The sequence below is a fragment of the Kitasatospora sp. NPDC047058 genome, from assembly GCF_040643935.1.
Classification (GTDB): Bacteria; Actinomycetota; Actinomycetes; order Streptomycetales; family Streptomycetaceae; genus Kitasatospora.
Genome location: NZ_JBEYVJ010000052.1, coordinates 1 through 18,320, shown reverse-complemented (window position 1 = coordinate 18,320; position 18,320 = coordinate 1). Strand labels below are relative to the sequence as shown.

General features: G+C 71.9%; 25 protein-coding genes. 11 read left to right on the top strand and 14 right to left on the bottom strand.

The window, feature by feature from the left end; translation table 11 throughout:
- Positions 1 to 53: 53 nt before the first annotated feature.
- A complete protein-coding gene (locus tag ABZ885_RS11105; protein ID WP_360186385.1) occupies positions 54 to 1,331 on the top strand; it encodes a thymidine phosphorylase in 1,278 nt (425 codons plus the stop codon).
- 27 nt (positions 1,332 to 1,358) lie between these two features.
- Here ABZ885_RS11105 and ABZ885_RS11100 read toward each other — a convergent pair whose 3' ends face one another.
- The 5 genes from ABZ885_RS11100 to ABZ885_RS11080 are packed head-to-tail and all read right to left on the bottom strand — an operon-like array spanning position 1,359 to position 4,017.
- Positions 1,359 to 1,913 (bottom strand): Uma2 family endonuclease, encoded by a 555-nt coding sequence (locus ABZ885_RS11100; protein WP_360186381.1) that lies wholly within the window; start codon positions 1,911 to 1,913, stop codon positions 1,359 to 1,361.
- A 28-nt stretch (positions 1,914 to 1,941) separates the two neighbouring features.
- Positions 1,942 to 2,070 carry a hypothetical protein gene (locus ABZ885_RS11095; protein WP_360186378.1) on the bottom strand — a complete coding sequence of 43 codons (129 nt, stop codon included), beginning with the start codon at positions 2,068 to 2,070 and terminating at the stop codon, positions 1,942 to 1,944.
- A complete protein-coding gene (locus tag ABZ885_RS11090; RefSeq protein WP_360186376.1) occupies positions 2,067 to 2,360 on the bottom strand; it encodes a hypothetical protein in 294 nt (97 codons plus the stop codon). The genes ABZ885_RS11095 and ABZ885_RS11090 overlap by 4 nt, the downstream gene beginning before the upstream one ends.
- Positions 2,347 to 2,700, bottom strand: coding sequence for an AbrB/MazE/SpoVT family DNA-binding domain-containing protein (locus ABZ885_RS11085; protein WP_360186373.1), 354 nt, complete (start codon positions 2,698 to 2,700; stop codon positions 2,347 to 2,349). The genes ABZ885_RS11090 and ABZ885_RS11085 overlap by 14 nt, the downstream gene beginning before the upstream one ends.
- A 9-nt stretch (positions 2,701 to 2,709) precedes the next feature.
- Positions 2,710 to 4,017, bottom strand: a complete 1,308-nt coding sequence (locus ABZ885_RS11080) for an MFS transporter (RefSeq protein ID WP_360186370.1) — start codon at positions 4,015 to 4,017, stop codon at positions 2,710 to 2,712.
- A 118-nt stretch (positions 4,018 to 4,135) separates the two neighbouring features.
- On the opposite strand from ABZ885_RS11080, the gene ABZ885_RS11075 reads away from it, so the two are divergent.
- The 3 genes from ABZ885_RS11075 to ABZ885_RS11065 all read left to right on the top strand — a co-directional run bounded on the left by ABZ885_RS11075 (position 4,136) and on the right by ABZ885_RS11065 (position 6,985).
- On the top strand, positions 4,136 to 5,101 hold the full coding sequence (locus ABZ885_RS11075; protein ID WP_360186368.1) for a LysR family transcriptional regulator: 966 nt from the start codon (positions 4,136 to 4,138) through the stop codon (positions 5,099 to 5,101).
- 168 nt (positions 5,102 to 5,269) lie between these two features.
- On the top strand, positions 5,270 to 6,418 hold the full coding sequence (locus tag ABZ885_RS11070) for an adenosine deaminase (RefSeq protein WP_360186365.1): 1,149 nt from the start codon (positions 5,270 to 5,272) through the stop codon (positions 6,416 to 6,418).
- Positions 6,419 to 6,631: 213 nt separating this feature from the next.
- Positions 6,632 to 6,985 (top strand): hypothetical protein, encoded by a 354-nt coding sequence (locus ABZ885_RS11065; RefSeq protein ID WP_360186362.1) that lies wholly within the window; start codon positions 6,632 to 6,634, stop codon positions 6,983 to 6,985.
- Between the two features lie 82 nt (positions 6,986 to 7,067).
- Here ABZ885_RS11065 and ABZ885_RS11060 read toward each other — a convergent pair whose 3' ends face one another.
- Entirely contained in the window at positions 7,068 to 7,250 is a 183-nt protein-coding gene (locus ABZ885_RS11060; RefSeq protein WP_360186360.1) for a PspC domain-containing protein, read from the bottom strand.
- A 312-nt stretch (positions 7,251 to 7,562) separates the two neighbouring features.
- On the bottom strand, positions 7,563 to 8,411 hold the full coding sequence (locus ABZ885_RS11055) for an LPXTG cell wall anchor domain-containing protein (RefSeq protein ID WP_360186357.1): 849 nt from the start codon (positions 8,409 to 8,411) through the stop codon (positions 7,563 to 7,565).
- A 225-nt stretch (positions 8,412 to 8,636) separates the two neighbouring features.
- Between ABZ885_RS11055 and ABZ885_RS11050 the strand changes: the two genes are divergently transcribed.
- Positions 8,637 to 9,470, top strand: coding sequence for a MerR family transcriptional regulator (locus ABZ885_RS11050; RefSeq protein WP_360186355.1), 834 nt, complete (start codon positions 8,637 to 8,639; stop codon positions 9,468 to 9,470).
- A gap of 246 nt (positions 9,471 to 9,716) precedes the next feature.
- Here ABZ885_RS11050 and ABZ885_RS11045 read toward each other — a convergent pair whose 3' ends face one another.
- The 6 genes from ABZ885_RS11045 to ABZ885_RS11020 form a co-directional block, all read right to left on the bottom strand.
- The gene (locus ABZ885_RS11045; RefSeq protein ID WP_360186352.1) at positions 9,717 to 10,484 is read right to left on the bottom strand and encodes a transposase; all 768 of its coding nucleotides are present in this window, start codon (positions 10,482 to 10,484) and stop codon (positions 9,717 to 9,719) included.
- Between the two features lie 138 nt (positions 10,485 to 10,622).
- Positions 10,623 to 11,153 (bottom strand): hypothetical protein, encoded by a 531-nt coding sequence (locus ABZ885_RS11040; protein ID WP_360186349.1) that lies wholly within the window; start codon positions 11,151 to 11,153, stop codon positions 10,623 to 10,625.
- A 157-nt stretch (positions 11,154 to 11,310) separates the two neighbouring features.
- Complete coding sequence (locus ABZ885_RS11035; RefSeq protein WP_360186346.1) at positions 11,311 to 11,601, bottom strand: hypothetical protein; 291 nt, start codon at positions 11,599 to 11,601, stop codon at positions 11,311 to 11,313.
- Between the two features lie 29 nt (positions 11,602 to 11,630).
- A complete protein-coding gene (locus ABZ885_RS11030) occupies positions 11,631 to 11,771 on the bottom strand; it encodes a hypothetical protein (protein WP_360186343.1) in 141 nt (46 codons plus the stop codon).
- Positions 11,768 to 12,007 (bottom strand): hypothetical protein, encoded by a 240-nt coding sequence (locus ABZ885_RS11025; RefSeq protein ID WP_360186340.1) that lies wholly within the window; start codon positions 12,005 to 12,007, stop codon positions 11,768 to 11,770. The genes ABZ885_RS11030 and ABZ885_RS11025 overlap by 4 nt, the downstream gene beginning before the upstream one ends.
- A gap of 28 nt (positions 12,008 to 12,035) precedes the next feature.
- On the bottom strand, positions 12,036 to 12,401 hold the full coding sequence (locus ABZ885_RS11020; protein ID WP_360186337.1) for an ATP-binding protein: 366 nt from the start codon (positions 12,399 to 12,401) through the stop codon (positions 12,036 to 12,038).
- 249 nt (positions 12,402 to 12,650) lie between these two features.
- Between ABZ885_RS11020 and ABZ885_RS11015 the strand changes: the two genes are divergently transcribed.
- From ABZ885_RS11015 to ABZ885_RS10995, 5 genes are all read left to right on the top strand, one after another.
- The gene (locus tag ABZ885_RS11015) at positions 12,651 to 13,541 is read left to right on the top strand and encodes a helix-turn-helix transcriptional regulator (RefSeq protein ID WP_360186334.1); all 891 of its coding nucleotides are present in this window, start codon (positions 12,651 to 12,653) and stop codon (positions 13,539 to 13,541) included.
- A 10-nt stretch (positions 13,542 to 13,551) separates the two neighbouring features.
- Positions 13,552 to 13,752, top strand: coding sequence for a DUF397 domain-containing protein (locus ABZ885_RS11010; protein WP_360186331.1), 201 nt, complete (start codon positions 13,552 to 13,554; stop codon positions 13,750 to 13,752).
- 180 nt (positions 13,753 to 13,932) lie between these two features.
- The gene (locus tag ABZ885_RS11005; RefSeq protein ID WP_360186328.1) at positions 13,933 to 14,334 is read left to right on the top strand and encodes a peptidoglycan-binding domain-containing protein; all 402 of its coding nucleotides are present in this window, start codon (positions 13,933 to 13,935) and stop codon (positions 14,332 to 14,334) included.
- Positions 14,335 to 14,755: 421 nt separating this feature from the next.
- Positions 14,756 to 16,036, top strand: coding sequence for an aspartate--tRNA(Asn) ligase (aspS, locus tag ABZ885_RS11000; RefSeq protein ID WP_360186325.1), 1,281 nt, complete (start codon positions 14,756 to 14,758; stop codon positions 16,034 to 16,036).
- A gap of 111 nt (positions 16,037 to 16,147) precedes the next feature.
- A complete protein-coding gene (locus tag ABZ885_RS10995) occupies positions 16,148 to 16,558 on the top strand; it encodes a hypothetical protein (RefSeq protein ID WP_360186323.1) in 411 nt (136 codons plus the stop codon).
- A 69-nt stretch (positions 16,559 to 16,627) separates the two neighbouring features.
- Here the strand turns inward: ABZ885_RS10995 and ABZ885_RS10990 are convergent, their stop codons facing one another.
- Positions 16,628 to 17,095 carry a hypothetical protein gene (locus ABZ885_RS10990; RefSeq protein WP_360186320.1) on the bottom strand — a complete coding sequence of 156 codons (468 nt, stop codon included), beginning with the start codon at positions 17,093 to 17,095 and terminating at the stop codon, positions 16,628 to 16,630.
- Between the two features lie 339 nt (positions 17,096 to 17,434).
- Here ABZ885_RS10990 and ABZ885_RS10985 point away from each other — a divergent pair, with 339 nt between their 5' ends.
- The gene (locus tag ABZ885_RS10985; protein ID WP_360186317.1) at positions 17,435 to 18,229 is read left to right on the top strand and encodes a hypothetical protein; all 795 of its coding nucleotides are present in this window, start codon (positions 17,435 to 17,437) and stop codon (positions 18,227 to 18,229) included.
- Positions 18,230 to 18,320: the final 91 nt, after the last annotated feature.

Here is an 18,320-nt window from a genome sequence, read left to right as displayed (position 1 = left end):
AACCCGGCCAGCTCGCGACACTCTTCGCTTTTGAACCCCTCTTGGAGCACGCCATGGACGCCATCTCCGTCATCAGGACCAAGCGCGACCGCGGAGAGCTGAGCGACGCTCAGATCGACTGGGTCATCGACGCCTACACCCGCGGCGAGGTGGCCGACGAGCAGATGTCCGCGCTCGCCATGGCGATCCTGCTCAACGGCATGAACCTGCGCGAGATCAGCCGCTGGACCGACGCGATGATCCGCTCCGGCGTCCGGATGGACTTCTCCTCGCTCGCCCAGCCCACCAGCGACAAGCACTCCACCGGCGGCGTCGGCGACAAGATCACCCTGCCGCTCGCCCCGCTGGTCGCCGCCTGCGGCGCGGCCGTCCCGCAGCTGTCCGGCCGCGGCCTCGGCCACACCGGCGGCACCCTCGACAAGCTGGAGTCCATCCCCGGCTGGCGCGCCCTGCTCTCCAACGAGGAGATGCTCCAGGTGCTGCGCGACACCGGCGCGGTGATCTGTGCCGCCGGCGACGGCCTCGCGCCCGCAGACAAGAAGCTGTACGCGCTGCGCGACGTCACCGGCACGGTCGAGGCGATCCCGCTGATCGCCTCCTCGATCATGTCCAAGAAGATCGCCGAGGGGACGGGCTCGCTCGTCCTCGACGTGAAGGTCGGCTCCGGCGCCTTCATGAAGAACCTGGACGACGCCCGCGAGCTGGCCCGCACCATGGTCGGCCTCGGCACCTCGGCCGGCGTCAAGACCGTCGCGCTGCTCACCGACATGTCCACCCCGCTCGGCCTCACCGCGGGCAACGCGCTGGAGGTCCGCGAGTCGCTGGAGGTGCTGGCCGGCGGCGGCCCGGCCGACGTGGTCGAGCTGACCCTCGCGCTGGCCCGCGAGATGCTCGCCGCGGCCGGCGTGCACGGCAAGGACCCGGCCGACGCGCTGCGCGACGGCTCCGCGATGGACCACTGGCGCCGCATGATCGCCGCCCAGGGCGGCGACGTCGACGCCCCGCTCCCGGTCGCCCGCGAGCAGCACGTCATCCACGCGCCCGCCTCCGGCGTGCTCACCAAGCTCGACGCGTACGCGATCGGCGTCTGCGCCTGGCGCCTCGGCGCGGGCCGCGCCCGCAAGGAGGACCCGGTGCAGGCCGGTGCCGGCGTCGAGATGCACGCCAAGCCGGGCGACACCGTGGTGGCCGGCCAGCCGCTGCTGACCCTGCACACCGACACCCCGGAGCGCTACGACTACGCCATCGAGGCCCTCGCCGACGGCGTGGAGGTCGCCCCGGCCGGCACCGCGTTCACCCCGAACCCGATCGTGCTGGACCGCATCGCGTGAGCCGCGGGTCCGCTCACGTACGCCTGCTCAGGCGTACGTGAGCAGACCGCCGGTGTCGAGCGTCCACGGGCCCACGGCGACGGTGTCACCGAAGACGAACTCCTTGCGCGAGGTGTAGCCGGGCTCCGCGTGCACGATCCCGGTGCCGGTCCGGGGGTCCACGATCAGGTAGAACGGGATGCCCATGGCCGCGTAGTCGCGAACCTTGCCGTGGTAGTCGTTCTCCGGGTTGGACCGGGAGACGATCTCCACGGCCAGCAGTACCTCGTGCGGCAGGAGGGCCGGCTGGTCGCTCTCAAGCGCCTTCCCGGCGAAGACCATGAGGTCGGGATTGCGCAGTCGACCGAGCCCGGTGTCCTCCAGGTCGGCGCCGGGATGCGCGATGTGACCAGGATGCGTCCGCGGGAGCTGGGCGTTGAGCTGCCGCGCGATGCGGATGACGGCGAGCTCGTGCCGGCCGGTCGGTGGCAGCGTCAGGCGGACCGCACCGTCGGCGATCTCCGCCCTCCCCACCCCCGGCACGTGCGACAACTGCCCGGCGGTCATGCGCAGTCGGGTGTACTCGGCCGGATCGAGGCTCATGGCCGGGAGTGTAGCGCCGGGCGGCTGCTCACCCGGCCGCGGTGAGGGCGAGCCTGAGGAACTCCTCGGGAGCCTTGCGGACGAGGTCGTGGCCGACTGGGAGGGTGCGGACGGCCCAGGCAGGGTCGGTGCGGAGGCGGTTGTCCTGGGCGCTCACGGGCGGTTGGAGATCTCGTGGGTGCCGATCCGGCGCCAGACGATGTGCGGTTCGCCGTCCTGGACGGGAGCGCCGTAGTGGAACGTCGCCCGGCCGTCCGGGGCCCAGCTGAGCTCCCAGACGTCCGGATGGCCCTGCATCCTCTTCACCCGCAGCCCTCGCCGGAACCCCTCGCCGGCCCGCACGTGGGCGACGAACTGGGCGACCGCGACCAGGAAGGCGGCCTTCTGGGCGGCGGTCAGGTTCTTCCAGTCGCGCAGGAAGTGGGCCAGGGACTCATACGTCGGCACGGCGCTTGATCTCCCCCAGGTCCAGCCCGGCTTCGTCGGCGAGGGACTTCAGGAAGGCCTCACCGTCCTGGAACACCTCGCCGCGCTCACCCTCGGCGACGGCCTCGTCGACCTCTGCCTCCCCGGCCTGCCAGGCAGGGCTCCAGAACCAGGCCTGATCGTCCGGGATGACCGAGGCCGGAGTGAGGATGATCCGACCGTCCTCCACGGCGACCACCAGCTGATCCCCCTCCTGGAGGTCCAGCTGCTCTCTTATCTCCTGCGGGATGGTGACCACGCCCTTCTTGCGGACGGGCGTGGACACCAGATGCGGGCGACGGCGGCGCTTCAGGTCAGCCATACGGAAAGTCTACCGGGAAGAAAGTCTTCCTGTCGGTATCCCTGGTGCCCGGCGGGCGGCGAGGGCCTGGCGGGTGGCGTAGAGGGTGACGGCGGCGGCGAGGGTCATGGCGGTGAGGCCGACGGCGGCGGCGCCCGGCCAGCCGGTGGCGTGGTACGCGTCGGCGCCGATCGTCCCGCCGAGGCTGTTGCCCAGGTAGTAGGCGATCAGGTACAGCGCGGAGGCCTGGGCGCGGCCCTCGGTCGCGGTGCGGCCGACGGCGGAGGACGCGGTCGCGTGGCCGGCGAAGAAGCCGGCCGTGATCAGGACCAGGCCGAGCAGGGCGCAGATCAGCGAGCCGGCGAGCGAGAGCAGCAGCCCGGCGGCGGTCACGCCGATGGCGACGTACAGGGCGCCGCGCCGGCCGAGCCGGCCGGAGAGGCGGCCGGCGGCGGCCGAGGTGCCGGTGCCGACCAGGTACACCACGAAGATCGAGGCGGCGACCGACTCCGGCAGGTTGAACGGCGCGGAGATCAGCCGGTAGCCGACGGTGTTGTACACCGCGCCGAACACGGCCATGAAGAGCAGCCCGAGCGCGTAGAGCCGGACCAGCAGCGGGTTGCGCAGGTGCCGGCCGACGGTGCGGGCGAGGGCGCGGGCGTCCACCGGGGCCGGGGTGAAGTGGCGGGCGGTGGGGATCAGCAGCCGGAAGGCCAGCGCGGCGAGCAGCGCGAGGGCGGCGGAGGCGGCCAGGCCCCAGCGCCAGCCGAAGCCGGCCGCGACCCAGCCGGAGAGCAGCCGGCCGCCCATGCCGCCGATGCTGTTGCCGGCCACGTACAGGCCCATCGCGGAGGCGAGCGCGCCGGGGTGGAACTCCTCGGCGAGGTAGGCCATCGCGGTGGCGGGCAGTCCGGCGAGGGCGGCGCCCTGGAGGGCGCGCAGCACGACCAGGCCGGTGAGGTCCGGCGCGAACGGCAGGGCCAGGGCGAGGGCGGAGGCGGCGAGCATGGAGGCGGTCATCACCGCGGTGCGCCCGTACCGGTCGGAGAGTGCGCTGGCCGGGAGCAGGGCGAGGGCGAGGCCGAGGGTGGCCGCGGAGGCGGTCCAACTGGCCTGGCCGGGGGTGAGGTCGAGGTCGGCCGAGAGGACCGGCAGCAGGCCCTGGGTGGAGTAGAGGAGGACGAAGGTCGCGATGCCGGCGGCGAACAGTGCGAGGTTGGCGCGGCGGAAGGCGCGCTGGCCGGGGCGGTGGCGGTCGTCGGTGCGTGCGGTGAGCGGGGACGGCTGGGCGAGGGCATCCGGAGTGGCCACGGATGCCCCGGTACTGGAGGGCTGCATGACGCTGACGTTAGGCCCGGCGGCGTTGATGCGTCCAATGCATGATCGGTCGATAATGCATGCGTCAGCGCATGAGCGCAGCTGGAAGCAGGGCTGGACGCAGGAAGGGCGGAGTATCGTGACGGAGGGCACCGGGGAGTTCGAGCTCCCGCACCGGCTCGCCGAGTTGGGGCCGGAGCTGCCGGCCGCCCGGCTGGCGCCGCAGTTGGCCCAGTTCGCGGCGGTGGCCCGGCTGGAGCACGTGACGCAGGCGGCCGCGGTGCTCGGCATGCCGCAGCCGACGCTGTCCCGGGCGGTGGCCCGGCTGGAGGCGGAGCTGGGCGTGGACCTGCTGGCCCGTCAGGGCCGGACGGTCCGGCTGACCCGGGCCGGCCGGCTGCTGCTGGCCTCGGTGGAGCGGGCGCTGGCCGAGCTGGAGCGCGGCGCGGAGGCGGCCCGGGCGGAGGCGGACCCGGCGGCCGGTCGGGTGGCGTTCGGCTTCCTGCACACCATGGGGACGGACGCGGTGCCGGCCCTGCTGCGCGGGTTCCGGGCGGCGTACCCGCAGGTGCGGTTCCAGCTGGTGCAGGACTACGTCGGCGCGATGCTGGAACGGCTGAAGGACGGTGAGCTGGACCTCTGCCTGGTGTCGCCGCTGCCGGAGGACGACCCGGCGCTGGTGGCCCGTCCGCTGGACGAGCAGCGGCTGTACCTGGTGGTGCCGGCCGACCACCGGCTGGCGGGGCGGCGGCGGATCCGGCTGGCGGAGGTGGCCGAGGAGCCGTTCGTCGGCCTGGAGCGCGGGTACGGGCTGCGCGCGATCACGGACGGGTTCTGTGCGGAGGCCGGCTTCGCGCCGCGGATCGCCTTCGAGGGCGAGGAGGCGGAGACCCTGCGCGGGCTGGTCGCGGCCGGGCTGGGGGTGGCGTTGCTGCCGCCCGCGCTGGTGGCGCGGCCGGGGGTGGTGGAGCTGGAGGTCACGGCGCCCCGCACCCGGCGGGCGATCGGGCTGGCGTGGGCGGCGGGGCGGCCGCCGACCCCGCCGGTGGCGGCGTTCCGGGACTTCGTGCTGTCGCGGCGGGGGCGGTTGCTGCAGCACGACTGAGGGCACGGCGTCCGGCTCGGGAGGGCGGCGGTTGGCCGCCCTCCCGGGGGTATCCGGGGTGCCGGGGAGGTGCCCGCTCGTCCCTTCGGAGGAATTCCGGGTGCACATTCGCCGAACCGGCCGCGTGGACGGTGGCCTGTCTACGCGCGTAGGAGCTACACTCCCGCAATGGAGAACCAGATCCCAGTCACCACCGCGGGCACCGGCCCCCGGATCCCCACCCCCGACCAGATCGCCCGCGCCCCGAAGGTGCTCCTGCACGACCACCTCGACGGCGGGCTCCGCCCCGAGACCGTGGTCGAGCTGGCCGCCGCGGTCGGCTACGAAGGGCTCCCCACCACCGACCCGAAGGCGCTCGGCGAGTGGTTCCGCGAGGCCGCCGACTCCGGCTCGCTGGTCCGCTACCTGGAGACCTTCGCGCACACCTGCGCCGTGATGCAGACCCGCGACGCCCTGATCAAGGTCGCCGCCGACTGCGCCGAGGACCTGGCCGCCGACGGCGTCGTGTACGCCGAGGTCCGCTACGCCCCCGAGCAGCACCTGGAGGGCGGCCTGACCCTGGACGAGGTCGTCGAGGCCGTCCAGGAGGGCTTCCGGCTCGGCGAGGCGAACGCCAAGGCGGCCGGCCACCGCATCCGCATCGGCACCCTGATCACCGCGATGCGGCACGCCGCGCGCTCGCAGGAGATCGCCGAGCTGGCGAACCGCCACCGCGACAGCGGCGTCGTCGGCTTCGACATCGCCGGCGCCGAGGCCGGGTACCCCCCCACCCGCCACCAGGCCGCCTTCGACTACCTCAAGGGCGAGAACAACCACTTCACCATCCACGCGGGCGAGGCCTTCGGCCTGCCGTCGATCTGGGAGGCCCTGCAGTGCTGCGGCGCCGACCGGCTCGGCCACGGCGTCCGGATCGTCGACGACATCACCCTGAACGAGGACGGCAGCGTCGAGCTCGGCCGGCTGGCCGCGTACGTGCGTGACAAGCGCATCCCGCTGGAGATGTGCCCCACCTCCAACCTCCAGACCGCGGCGGCCACGTCGTACGCCGAGCACCCGATCGGGCTGCTCAGCCGGCTGAAGTTCCGGGTGACGGTCAACACCGACAACCGGCTGATGAGCGGCACCAGCATGAGCCGCGAGTTCGGGCACCTGGTGGAGGCGTTCGGCTACACGCTGGGCGACATGGAGTGGTTCACCGTGAACGCGATGAAGTCGGCGTTCCTGCCGTTCGACGAGCGGCTCGCGATGATCAACGACGTGATCAAGCCGGGCTACGCCGAGCTCAAGGCGGAGTGGCTGTTCAGCGTCGGCTCCTGAGGCCGGACGGGGTGGTGCGTGGTCGGATGAACGCCGTTGCCCGGCAGGGGAATTGGCGTTCATCTGACTACCCACTCGTGTGGGTTAACCGCCTTTGATCCTCGTGCGATCCAATCACTACGGTGTGCCAGTCATCGCCGCCCGGCGGGGGCGGCGGATCCCGCCTGCCCTGCCGCGGATGTCGGCCACCGACGAGGATCCAAGGGGACGAACATGAAGCAGGCCACTCTCAAGGCTGCCGGTACCGCCGTGCTCGGCATCGCCATTGCCGCGGTCGGCGCCGGCAGCGCGTCCGCCGACCCGGCCGCCGCCGGTGGCCTGGGGCTTCCCACGGGTGCGGTGACCAACCCGGCCGTGACCGGTGCCGTCACCGACACCGCGGCCAAGCTGCCCGGCGGCGACAAGGTCGCCGGCACCCTGGGCACGCTCGCCCCGAGCGCAGGCCAGGCCATGACGGCTCCCGCCGACGCCGCCCCCCGCGCCGCCGTCCCGAGCGTTCCGGGTCTGGGCAGCACCCCGCTCGGCGGGCTCACCGGCGCCCTCCCGCTGCCGGGCCTCGGCGGCTGACGCGCTCCGTCGTACGGCGGGCCGCCCGCACCCCCGGGATCACCGGGGGCGCGGGCGGCCCGTTCGCGTCGTACCCGCGGTTTCACGGCTCCTGGGGGAGCAGCAGCCAGAGCGCCAGGTAGATCAGGAACTGCGGGCCGGGCAGCAGGCAGGAGGCCAGGAAGATGATCCGGACGGTCCACGCGGACAGGCCGAAGCGCTTGGCGATCCCGGCGCAGACGCCGGCGATGACGCGGTTGTTGCGGGGGCGGGCGAGGCGGCTCATGGCGGTCTCCGTGTCGTAGCACCTGGGGCCGGTCTCTCCGGCCGGCGTACTTCCATGCTCCGCCGCCGCGGCCGCCGAATCCTCAGCCTGGATGGCGATCCCGGCCCTGACCTGCGTCACCGGGAAGACGGATGCCCTCTCGGGGTTCCCCTCAGGGGCACCCCGGAGGCCGGCCGCCGGTGGCGGGGGCGGAGTGGGAAGTCGGGCCGGTCGACTTCCTGTGCGGGGCCGGAGCGCCGGACACGGCCGGAGATGCGAACGAGCGGCGAGGCCCGTCGGGGCCTCGCCGCTCGTCGTCGGTGCCGTTGTCCGCTACTTCTGGGCGGCAGCCTTGCGGCGGCGCATGACGAGCACGCCGCCCGCGCCGATCAGCAGCACGCCCGCCAGGGCGGCCCCGCCGACGCTGGCGCCGGTGGAGGCCAGGCTCCCGCCACCCGAACCGGTGGCGGTGGCGGACGGGGACGCGCTCGCCGCAGCGGCGGCGGAGACGGTCGCCGACGGGCTCACGCCGGCCCCCGTCGAGCTGCCGGCCGACGGCGTCGGGGCGGCGGAGCCGCTCGTCGACGGCTTGGGGGAGGTGCTGCCGCTCGGCGAGGCCGACCCGCTCGGCGAGGCGGACTGCGACGCGGACGGCGTGGCGGAGCTGCTCGGCGAGGCGGAGCCGCTCGGCGAGGTGGAGGTGCTGGGCGTCGGGTGCGACGGCGTGGTGGTCGGCGTCGGCGTCGGCGTGGGAACCGTCGCCGCGCAGGTGTGCGACAGGTTGAACAGCTTCAGGTCACCGCCGCTGACCTCGGCGACGGCCGAGGTGAGCTTGGCGCCGGGAGCCGACGCCACGTAGGCGTGCTTGTCCGTCGGCGGGCCGAAGGTGGTGACGACCTGCTGGCCACCGGGCTCGAAGGTGACGGTCAGCTTCACGAAGTGCGCTTCGTTGGTGGGCAGGACGAAGTGCCAGCCGTCCATGGTCGAAGGGATTCCGGGGCACTGCTCGCCACTGCTGGGGACGCCGCCTTCGGCGGTGGACGCGGTGCGGGGGACGGACTGCCGCAGCTGCACCGTGTAGGTGCCCGCCGTCGCGTACGCCGGGGCGACGGCCGAGGCGGCCAGCAGACCCGCCGCTGCCGCCACCGTGGCGGACGTGCGGAGGAGGTGGGTAAGACGCATGACGATCAACTCACTGTCGGGGCCGAGTGAGGAAGGACGCTCCCGGGGGAGTCCGGAGGGCGGCCCAGGGTTCTACGCGGTGCATACGCCGGTCAAGTCCCTTGTCATGGTGTTTGCGGGGATGAAGAACTGATTGTCTGAAATGGTCGATGTAGAGATCCGGTGAAGTCGGGGCTCCTGGGCGGCGCTGGCCTCTGCCCCTGGGGCAGAGGCCAGAGTGGCGGCATGCACGGGGACTTGATCGGCATCGGGGAGCTCGCGGCCAGGACCGGGCTGAGCCACAAGGCGCTGCGGCTCTACGGGGAGCGCGGGCTGCTGGCGCCGGCGCGGGTCGACCCGCGGACGGGGTTCCGGCGGTACGGCCTCGACCAGGTCGAGCGGGCCCGCCGGATCGCGCTGCTGCGCGCCGCCGGCATGCCGCTCGCCCTGATCGCGGGGGTGCTCGACCCGGGTGGAGCGGAGTCGGTCCGGCTGCTCGACGCCTACTGGCGGCGCGAGCAGTCCGTGCATGCGGCCCGCCGGGAGGCGGTGGGCTACGCCCGCGAGGTTCTGGCTGGAAGGAAACCACGCATGTACGAGATGGCCGAGCGTGAGGTGCCCGAGCAGAAGGTGCTGTTCATCCGGCGCCACGTCACCGCCGAGGGTCTCCTCGACTTCCTGGGCGAGGCCACCGAGACGATCTTCGCGCACCTGCGGTCGACCGGCGCCTGCCTGTCCGGACCGCTCTTCGCCGTCTACCACGGCATCGTGAGCGACGACTCGGACGGCCCGGTCGAGGTCTGCGTGCCGACGACGGACTCGGTCGAGCCCGTGGGGGAGATCGGCGTGCGGGTCGAGCCGGCGCACCGCGAGGCGTACACGGAACTGGGGAAGAAGGACCGGGACTTCGTGACGATGGTGGGCGTGCACGACGCGGTGATCACATGGATGCGCGAGCAGGGGTACACGCGTATCGGGACCACACGCGAGGTGTACTACCCGAACTGGGAGACGGCTGAGGAGGGCGAGCACGTGGCGGACGTCGCGGGGGTGTTCACCGCGGCGGACGGAGCGGGCTGAGCCCGGCGCTGGGAAACGGCCCGCGCAGGAAGTCGGAGGGGCCGACTTCCTGCGCTGTGCTGCGTCCACGGGCGGTGAGGTGATCACCGGTCCGCTCGGTGTGGGCGCGCTGCGGCAGCGGGTGGCAAGGATGCAATGCGTGGGGGTGCGGAGTGGGAAGTCGGCGGGGCCGACTTCCCAAGGGCTGGCCCGCAATTGATCTTTGAGTAGATCAGGACAGGGGTCGACTGGCCTTCGTCCGCCTGCTTACGCAACCTGGCGGAGGTTGTGCAGGCGGGCGATGCCGAGCATGGCGTGATGGACTCCGTCGCCCTTGAGACGGCAGTCGCGCAGGATCTTCCAGGTCTTCATCCGGGCGAAGACATGCTCGACGCGGGCGCGGACCTGTTTGTGCTCGCGGTTGTGCTGGGCCTGCCACTCGGTCAGCTCGCCGCCGCGCGGTCGGCGGTGTGGAATCACCAGGCCGGTGCCCAGGTAGCCCCCGTCGGCGATCGTGGTCGTCTTGCCGACGGCCGACTTGGCGCCGGATTCTGCCCAGGCCTTGCAGTTGTTCCGGTTGCCCGGGAGGGGTCTGCCGATCGCCACGATGAGGCGGCTGTGGGCATCGATGACGACCTGGTGGTTGGTGGAGTACCGGTAGTTCTTGGACAGCTCGGCGACGGTGTGGTCGCGGGTAGGGACCAGGGTGCCGTCGACGATCAGCACGGTGTCCTTGCGGAACCGCTGCCGGGGCTTGAGCGCCATCAGCGGGCCGACGTGGTCGATGATCCGGTCGGCCGCCGACTTGGAGATCCCGAACAGCGGCGCGAGCTGCCGCAGCGTCAGGTTGGTTCGCCAGTAGGCGGAGACGAGCAGAACCCGGCCCTCCAAGGAGAGGCTCCACGGCCGGCCCGGACGCACCGTCTCGGCGCCCTCGCGACGCAGCATCGTGATCAACTTGCGGAAGTCGCGCGAGCTCAGCCCGGTGAACGGGGCTATCCAGGACGGCTCCGACGCCGTGATCAAGCCAGCCACCGCGAGATCATCTCACCCTCTTTTGTCGGGGGCTGGGCGCTCACGGCCGCTATGCCTCGGCGAATCATGCTGTCTGGCGCTGTGTTCGCCGCGTGGACGGAGTCATCCGGGCTCGGACGGTCTGAACCGGCCAACCCATCAGGCAGGTCGGCGCCGCCGGTAGTAGGCCCAGGCCAGGGCCAGCACGATTGGCCCCCACAGCATCGCCGGGCTGACGCAGGCCCGGGCCAGAGCCATCCACCAGCCGTTGCTGTATCCCACCTCGGGGACGGCTCCCACCCAGGCGAGCGGGTACTGGTCGAACAGTGCCACCAGGATCAGCCCGCCCAGGACCGCCGGGATCACGGCGGCGAGCGGCGGCACGCGACGGCCACCGATGAGCGGTATCCAGCGCGGGAACACCTCGCCCCAGCCGGCCACCAGCCCGGTGGTCAGCAGGCACAGCGCCTCGGTGAGCACGCTGAGCCCGACGACATAGCCCGGCCCCCACCAGGGCATGGGCGGGAGGTGCGGATCGATCGTGCCCATCTGGAAGCCGACGGCGAACGGGAGCCGCCACAGGCAGTGCGGCAGCACGATGAACGGGAGGGCCCTGGCGAGCCTGAGGGCCCAGGCGGGGACGGGGCGCTCGGTGTCGCCGAGCGGAAGGGCGAGACGTGTGATCGGCATGACCCCACCATCGCCTGAACCTCAACGGCAGTGCGTCGGCCACACGCACGATCACGATCCCCCACGAGAGCCATCTCTCGATCATCCTGGCGGCCCCCCGCTGGCAGAACCGAGCAGCCATATCGGAGGTTAGTAGAGGTCAGTAACGGGACAGCCCTTAGGTGGGGTTGAGGCGGGTCGGGTGCCAGGTGGTGTTGCGGCCGGCGGCCTCGCGGTAGGCGATCCGCTGGACCGCGGTGAGCAGACGGTAGAGGTTGAGGGCGGCGTCGGAGTGGTCGGCCTCGAAGCCGAGGCCGTGGACGAAGGCTTCGAGCTGCGGCCAGTCGAAGTCGTCGGGCGCGGGCGGCACGGGCGTGCCGCCCGTGTGGGCGTTGAAGGCGGCGGCCACCGCGTAGGTGGCGGCGGCGAGCGCGTTGGCGAGGGGGGATTCGGGGGACGGGCCGGGCATGGCGGTGGCGCCCTTCGGGGAGGGTCGGGTCAGGCGGGAGGGCGGTCGTCCTCGTCGGGCCGGTGCACCCTGAGGGTGGTGACGACGCCGAGGGCGACGGTGAGCAGCGCGAGCGCGAGGAGGACGGCGAAGGCGGCTGCGACGAGGAAGGCGACGGTGCCGGCCCTCACCGGGTGATGCCGATGACGCGCCGGCCGAGGTGGGCGGCGAGGTCGCCGAGCAGGTCGAGGGCCTGGTCGCGGGTGAGGGGGAGCGCGAGGTGCTCGCCGGGGGCGGCATGGACGTCGAGGTCGACGGCGATGCGGAGTTGGAGGGCGGCGTCGGGGACGTGCTCGACGGCGAGGTAGGCGGCGGTGGTGCGTTCGGTGTGGATCGCCTCGGTGACGAGCGGGATCAGGACACCCACGTCGGCCCCTGTGTGAGCAGTTCGGTGTTCACGCGGCGGCGTCCAGCTCGAACCAGACGGACTTGCCGTTCTTGCGGGGGTCGGCGCCGAACCGGTGGGTGAGCGAGCGGACCAAGTGCAGTCCGCGGCCCGAGAGTTCGTAGGGGTCCGAGGAGGCGCGGGGCTCGGGGAGGACGGGGCTGTCGTCCGTGACCGAGACCCGGAGGGTGCGGTCGAGGAGCAGGACGACCACGAGGGGCGCCTGACTGCCCGCGTGCTTCCAGGCGTTGACGAAGAGTTCGTGGAGCGCGAGTTCGGCGTCGGCGATGGTGTCCGGCGGCCAGTTGGAGAGGGAGAGGGCCTCACGCAGCTCGTGACGGGCGGAGGACCAGTCGGGAGGGTTGAAGGCACGCACGAAGAACCTCCGGGGGAGGAGAGGGAGTTCGCGACGGGGGCGTGACCGTGAGCCAGGCCGCACATGGCTGCTCTGCGGCGCCCGGGAAGGCATTACTGACGCTCCGCCGTGTGATCGGTGCAACACTGAGAGTAGGGGGATGCGTGTAAGAGTTGCAAGTCAATCGCCAAGTCTCGTCAGCTGGCTTCACCGTTTGGTGGCGTCCCGGGCGGCTTGTGCGCGAGACTGCCCTGACAGGGAAGGACAGCCGTGGGATACAAGGGGCCGATCAGCCAGCGACAGCGCCGGTTTGGCGAAGAGCTGCAACGACTTCGCTTGGCGGCGGGACTGTCCGCCTCGGAGGCGGGTGCGCTTGTGGGGATGAAGGGTCCTGCGGTCAGCCACACCGAAGCGGGTCGGATTTCCCTCAACGCGGAGCGGCTTGAGATCTGGCTCGACGCCTATGGCTGCGTTGATGTTCCGTACCGAGTGGCACTTGCGGAGATGGGGCGGAGCACGGGCAAGGGCTGGTGGACCGCATTCGAAGGACAAGTTCCGGCACTTGCTCTTGACTTGGCTGAAGTGGAGGAGAGGTCCGTTCGGCTCGACAGCTACGACACGCTGTACGTCCCTGGAGCTCTGCAACTGCCTGCGTATACGGAAGCCATCTATGAGGACGCCTACCGCGACGGCAAGTGGGACGTCTCGGCTTCTGTCAGATTCCGAATGGAGCGGCAGCGTACTCTCGCCGATGGCAAACGGCGCCAGTTCCGGTTCGTGATCCATGAAGCGGCGCTGCGCATGCGGTTTGCAGGAGACACGGTCATGAGGGCTCAGCTGCTTCACCTGCTCGAAATGGCGGAGCTCCCCAACGTTGCTATCCAAGTACTGCCGTTCAACGCCCCCAAGCACGGGCCGCTGTCGGCCTCGTTCCTGTTCTGCGATCCTGGCTGCACCGACCTCTCAACCATCGTTCTGGCTGGCCCCAAGCGGGCTGAGCACCTCGGTGATCCTGCCGACATCGCGGCCTACCGTCAGAAGTTCACGCAGCTGAGTGATATTGCTCTTCCTGCTATCGACACCAGCAAGTCGCTGCGAGAACTACCCTCCCGTGACTCGTGGGGGCTTATCCAGCACCTTCTTTACCTGCTACAGACCTGAAAGGCACGCGATGTCTCATCTCTCCTGGCAGAAGTCGTCGTTCAGCGGTGCGGAAGGCGCAGACAACTGCCTCGAACTTGCCCTCGGCGCTGGCGATCTGCGCCACCTCCGCGAGTCCGACGATTCGGATGTCGTCGTCACGACCGATGCCGCGAAGCTCCGGGCCTTCATCCTCGGGGTCAAGGCCGGCGAGTTCGACCACCTGATCTGAGGTCAGCGCGGCGGCCGCCGTCTCCACTTCTCTCCTGTTCCGCGTCCCAATGGCCAGTCCACTCGCGTGGGACGGCCGTGAGACGGGCGCCCCCGAGCCCGAGCGGTTCGGGTCATGATCGGCACCGCCCTAGAGTTCTCACGGTCCGACAAGAACGCACGAGCGGGGGAAGCAATGAGCATGAAGCGCAGGGGCGCGCGGCTGGCCGTGGTGGCGGTCACCGCGATGGCGGCCGTGGCGGGGCTGGCCGGCACCAGCCAGGCCGATTCGACGGGGAGGAACGTGGGCTACGGCCAGCCGAACATCCCCAAGGCGGTCGCCTGCGTCCAGAAGTTCTACAACCACTACGTCGAGGACGACCGGGGCCGTCTGGTCGTGGTGGACGGCAAGTTCGGCCCTGACACGGACATGGCCGTCCACAAGATCCAGCTCCTGGTCAACCAGCGCTTCCCCGGAGCTCAGCTGCAGGTGGACGGCGTCGTCGGGCCTCGGACCGGTCACTACATCATCGGGGTGCTCCGCTCCGACTGGTTCGTCGACCGCGGGTACGCCGAGGGCTGCGCCCAGGTCCTCCCCGGCTGAGGTGACGAACGCGCACGGGGCGGCCGCCACGGCGCGGCTGCCCCGTGCGCGACCGAGTTGTCCACAGGTCTGTGGACAATCGCGGACGAGCCGCACCCGGCCGCTCCTCCGCCCGGTGGAAAACACGTTGTCCGCCCGGCAACCCCGCGCCTACTCTCCCTGCAACGCGTCGAGGGAGACGAGTACCTCCGGGTCACCGCGAGCCGAGAGAGCCGCCACCAGCTGTGAGGGCGGCCTTGCGTCCCGGGGAGAAGACACTCCTGAGTGCGGGGAGGAAATGCCCCGCCGGCCGGCCCCCGTCACCGGGCCCGAACGAGACCGCCGTCGTCCACGCCGGCGGCGGTGAAAGTGCGGTGGCACCGCGAGTCCCCTTCTCGCCCGCACTCCCAAGGGATCATGACGACGCCCCCGGAGGGCCGCGATGATCCACCCGACGACCGCCCGTGTCCTGGCCGCCGAACTACCCGGCCGCATCGGCGAATCCATCGAACTCTGCGGCTGGCTGCACCGCCGCCGTGCCCTGAGGTCCGTCACCTTCCTCGTCCTGAGGGACCGCTCCGGGCTCGCCCAGGTGGTCGCCCCCGCCGGGGAGGCCGACTTCCCCGAGGAGACCGTGCTGCGGGTCCGGGGCACGGTGACGGCCAACCCCCAGGCGCCGAACGGAGTCGAGCTGACCGCCCCCACCGTCGAGGCGCTGTCAGGACTCGCCGAGGCGCCCCCGTTCAGCCTCTACCACCCGACCGTCCCGGCTGCCCTGCCGACGATCCTCGACGGCGCGCCGGTCACCCTGCGGCACCCGCGGCTCGCCGCCCCGCACCGGATCTCCGCCGCCTCGGTGGCCGGGTTCCGGGCCGCGCTCGACGGGCTCGGGTTCACCGAGATCCAGACGCCGAAGGTGGTCTCCTCGGCCACCGAGTCCGGCGCCGACGTCTTCGCGCTCGACTGGTTCGGGCGGCCCGCGTACCTCGCGCAGTCGCCGCAGTTCTTCAAGCAGGCCATGGTCGGCGTCTTCGAGCGCGTCTACGAGACCGGTCCGGTGTTCCGCGCCGAGCCGCACGACACCGCGCGCCACCTCGCCCAGTACACCAGCCTGGACGCCGAACTCGGCTTCATCGCCGACCACCGCGACGTGATGGCCGTCGTCCGCGAGGCCGTCGCCGGGATGCTGGAGTCGGTGGCCGCCCGCGCGGGCGGCGCCGTGGAACTGCTCGGCGCGGAGCTGCCCGCCGTCCCGGCGGAGATCCCGCAGATCCACTTCGCCGAGGCGATGCGGCTGCTCGGCACCGACGAGCCGGACCTCGCGCCGGCGCACGAGCGGTGGCTGGGCGAGTGGGCGCTGCGCGAGCACGGCAGCGCGTTCCTGTTCGTGGTCGGCTACCCGATGCGCAAGCGGCCGTTCTACACCCACCCGGAGCCGGGGCGGCCGGAGTACTCGAACAGCTTCGACCTGCTCTTCCGGGGGCTCGAACTGGTCACCGGCGGCCAGCGGTTGCACAGGCACGAGGACTACCTCGCGGCACTCGCCGCCCGGGGCGAGTCGCCGGAGCCGTACACGGCGTACCTGCGCACCTTCGCCCACGGCATGCCGCCGCACGGCGGGTTCGCCCTCGGCCTGGAGCGCTGGACGGCCCGGCTGACCGGGGCGGACAACATCCGGCGCACCACGCTCTTCCCGCGCGACCTGCACCGGCTCACGCCCTGACCGGCCGCCGCCGTCCACCCGTCGGGGTGATGATCCCGCGACGGGCGGACGGCAGCGGCGGCCGGGCGGTACGGTCACGCCCGGGAGCGCGCCGACCTAGGGAGGAACCGGATGTCCAAGTACGGCCGGGACGAGCTGGAGTGGGACGAACTGGTCGGGGCCGGGCTCGACTTCCTCCGGGAACGGGCGGCGCAGCCCGGCGATCCGATGACCACCTACTCCGAGCTGAACGCGGTGCTGGTCGAGCGGACCGGCCTGCCGGGCTTCGACTTCGGCCAGGCCCGGGACCGGGCGGCCGTGGGGCACCTGCTCGGGCTCGTCGTCGAACGGGACTTCCCGCAGTCGCGGCTCATGCTCTCCGCGCTGGTCCGCTACCAGGGTGAGAACGACGCCGGGTCGGGCTTCTACGCGCTCGCCCAGCAGCTCGGCCTGCTGCCCAAGGGGGCGTCCGCGGACACCAAGTGGGAGTTCTGGATCGGCCAGATCAACGGGCTCCAGCAGCGGCACGCCACCGCCGGCTGACGCGACGCGGGCGGGCGACGGCTGCGTGGTTCGCCGAGCGGCAGCCCGGCGAACCACGCAGCCGAACCGTCAGTTGGCCGGAGGCTGCGGCGCCGGCGGGGTCTGCGGCTGGGCCGGCTGCGCGGCTGCCGGGGCGCCCTGGGGCGGGACCGGAGTCGACTGGGCGTACGGGTTGTGCTGCGCGTTCGGGTCGTAGGGCGCGTTGGGGTTGTACGGCGCGTTCGGGGTGTACGGAGCAGGCTGCGGGGCCGGGGTGTTGTTCCGCGCCATCAGCGCCTTCACCGCGTTGGCGATCAGCACCACCGGCAGGATGAACGCCTGGAAGAACATCCGGTACTCGCCGCCCTCGAAGACGAAGGCGAGGTAGTACGCGTACCCGGCGAAGCCGATACCGGCGAGCACGTTGATGATGCGCCAGCCGGCGCTCAGGCCGCCGCCGAGGTTGATGGCGCCGAGGGCGACCATGGCGACGCCGCTGATCGCCAGCAGGACGACGTACCAGGAGAAGAGCGGCTCGGCGCCGAAGTCGAGGTTCACTGAGGCATTCCTGTGGGAGTGAGGATGTACTGATGGGGACGAGGGCGCACAGTACTGGAGGCCGCCGACATCCGGTCATGTTTTTCCGTCACGAAGTCATGACGGCCCTCGTCGACGCGGTCTGGCCGGGCGGCATGGTCGGCCGTGAGGCTTTCCCTCCGATGGCCCCCGGACGGCGAAACCCGTTTCACGAGTCGTACGCATGATCGGATAAGATGCCGCGGTTGCTGGAGATTTGGGGGCGAAGCACCGGCTGGGGGAGTGTGTCGGGGACGGCCTCCTCGCGCCCCGGCGACCCACCTTCTGTCGGGTCCAGCCCGTCTTCTCCGTGAGGTCCCATTGCGTACTCAGCACCGCAGCATCCTCGCCCTGGCCGCCGCGGCCGCCCTGGCCGGCGGCGGGGCCCTCGTCTCGGCCCCGGCCGCGCTCGCCGTCCCGGTGTCCGCGCAGAGCGCCGGGGTCGGACAGAACCAGAGCGGGCCCGTCTCCATCACGCTGAGCGGTCTCCCCGGCAGCTTCACCGCCGGTGCGGCACCGGTCGAGTTCACCGCGACCCTGCAGAACTCCGCCGACCACGCGGTCGACGCGATGACCGGCCTCACCGTGGCCGACGTCGACTCCGGGATCAAGGAGACCCAGCTCAAGCTGGAGTACCAGGCGCCGGGCGGCACGCAGTGGAAGGACGCCACGCTCCGCCCCGGCGAGCGCGTGGGCGCCGTCTGGGAGCTCGACACCTTCGCCACCAAGGTGAGCGTGCCGGCCGGTGGTTCGGTCACCTACCGGCTGCGCCTCGCCGTGGCCGCGGACGCCCGCGGCGGCACGGCGACGGCCGGCTTCCGCGCCACGGTGTCGGACCCGACGCTCCCCCCGGAGCAGCGGGTCTCCACCCCCTTCAGCGAGTACGGGCGCTTCACCGTCGTCCCGGCCGGCGGCCCGGCCACCCCGTCGGTGCCGGCCCCCGGCGTGCCGGACGTGAAGGTCGAGGGCGTGCCCGCCTCCTTCACCGCGGGCGGCGAGGCGAAGCGGTTCAGGCTGGTCGTCGGCAACCACAGCGGCAAGGACGTCCGCGTCCTGCCCGAGGTCGCCGTCCAGGGCACCAACCCGATCAGCGCCGACATGGTGCGGTTCGTCTGACCGCCAGCGCGCACAAGTGGGGCGGGCCGGCCGGCGTCGGGATCCTCGCGGTGCGCAAGGGCGTCCGGTACGCCTCGCCGCTGCCGGCCGA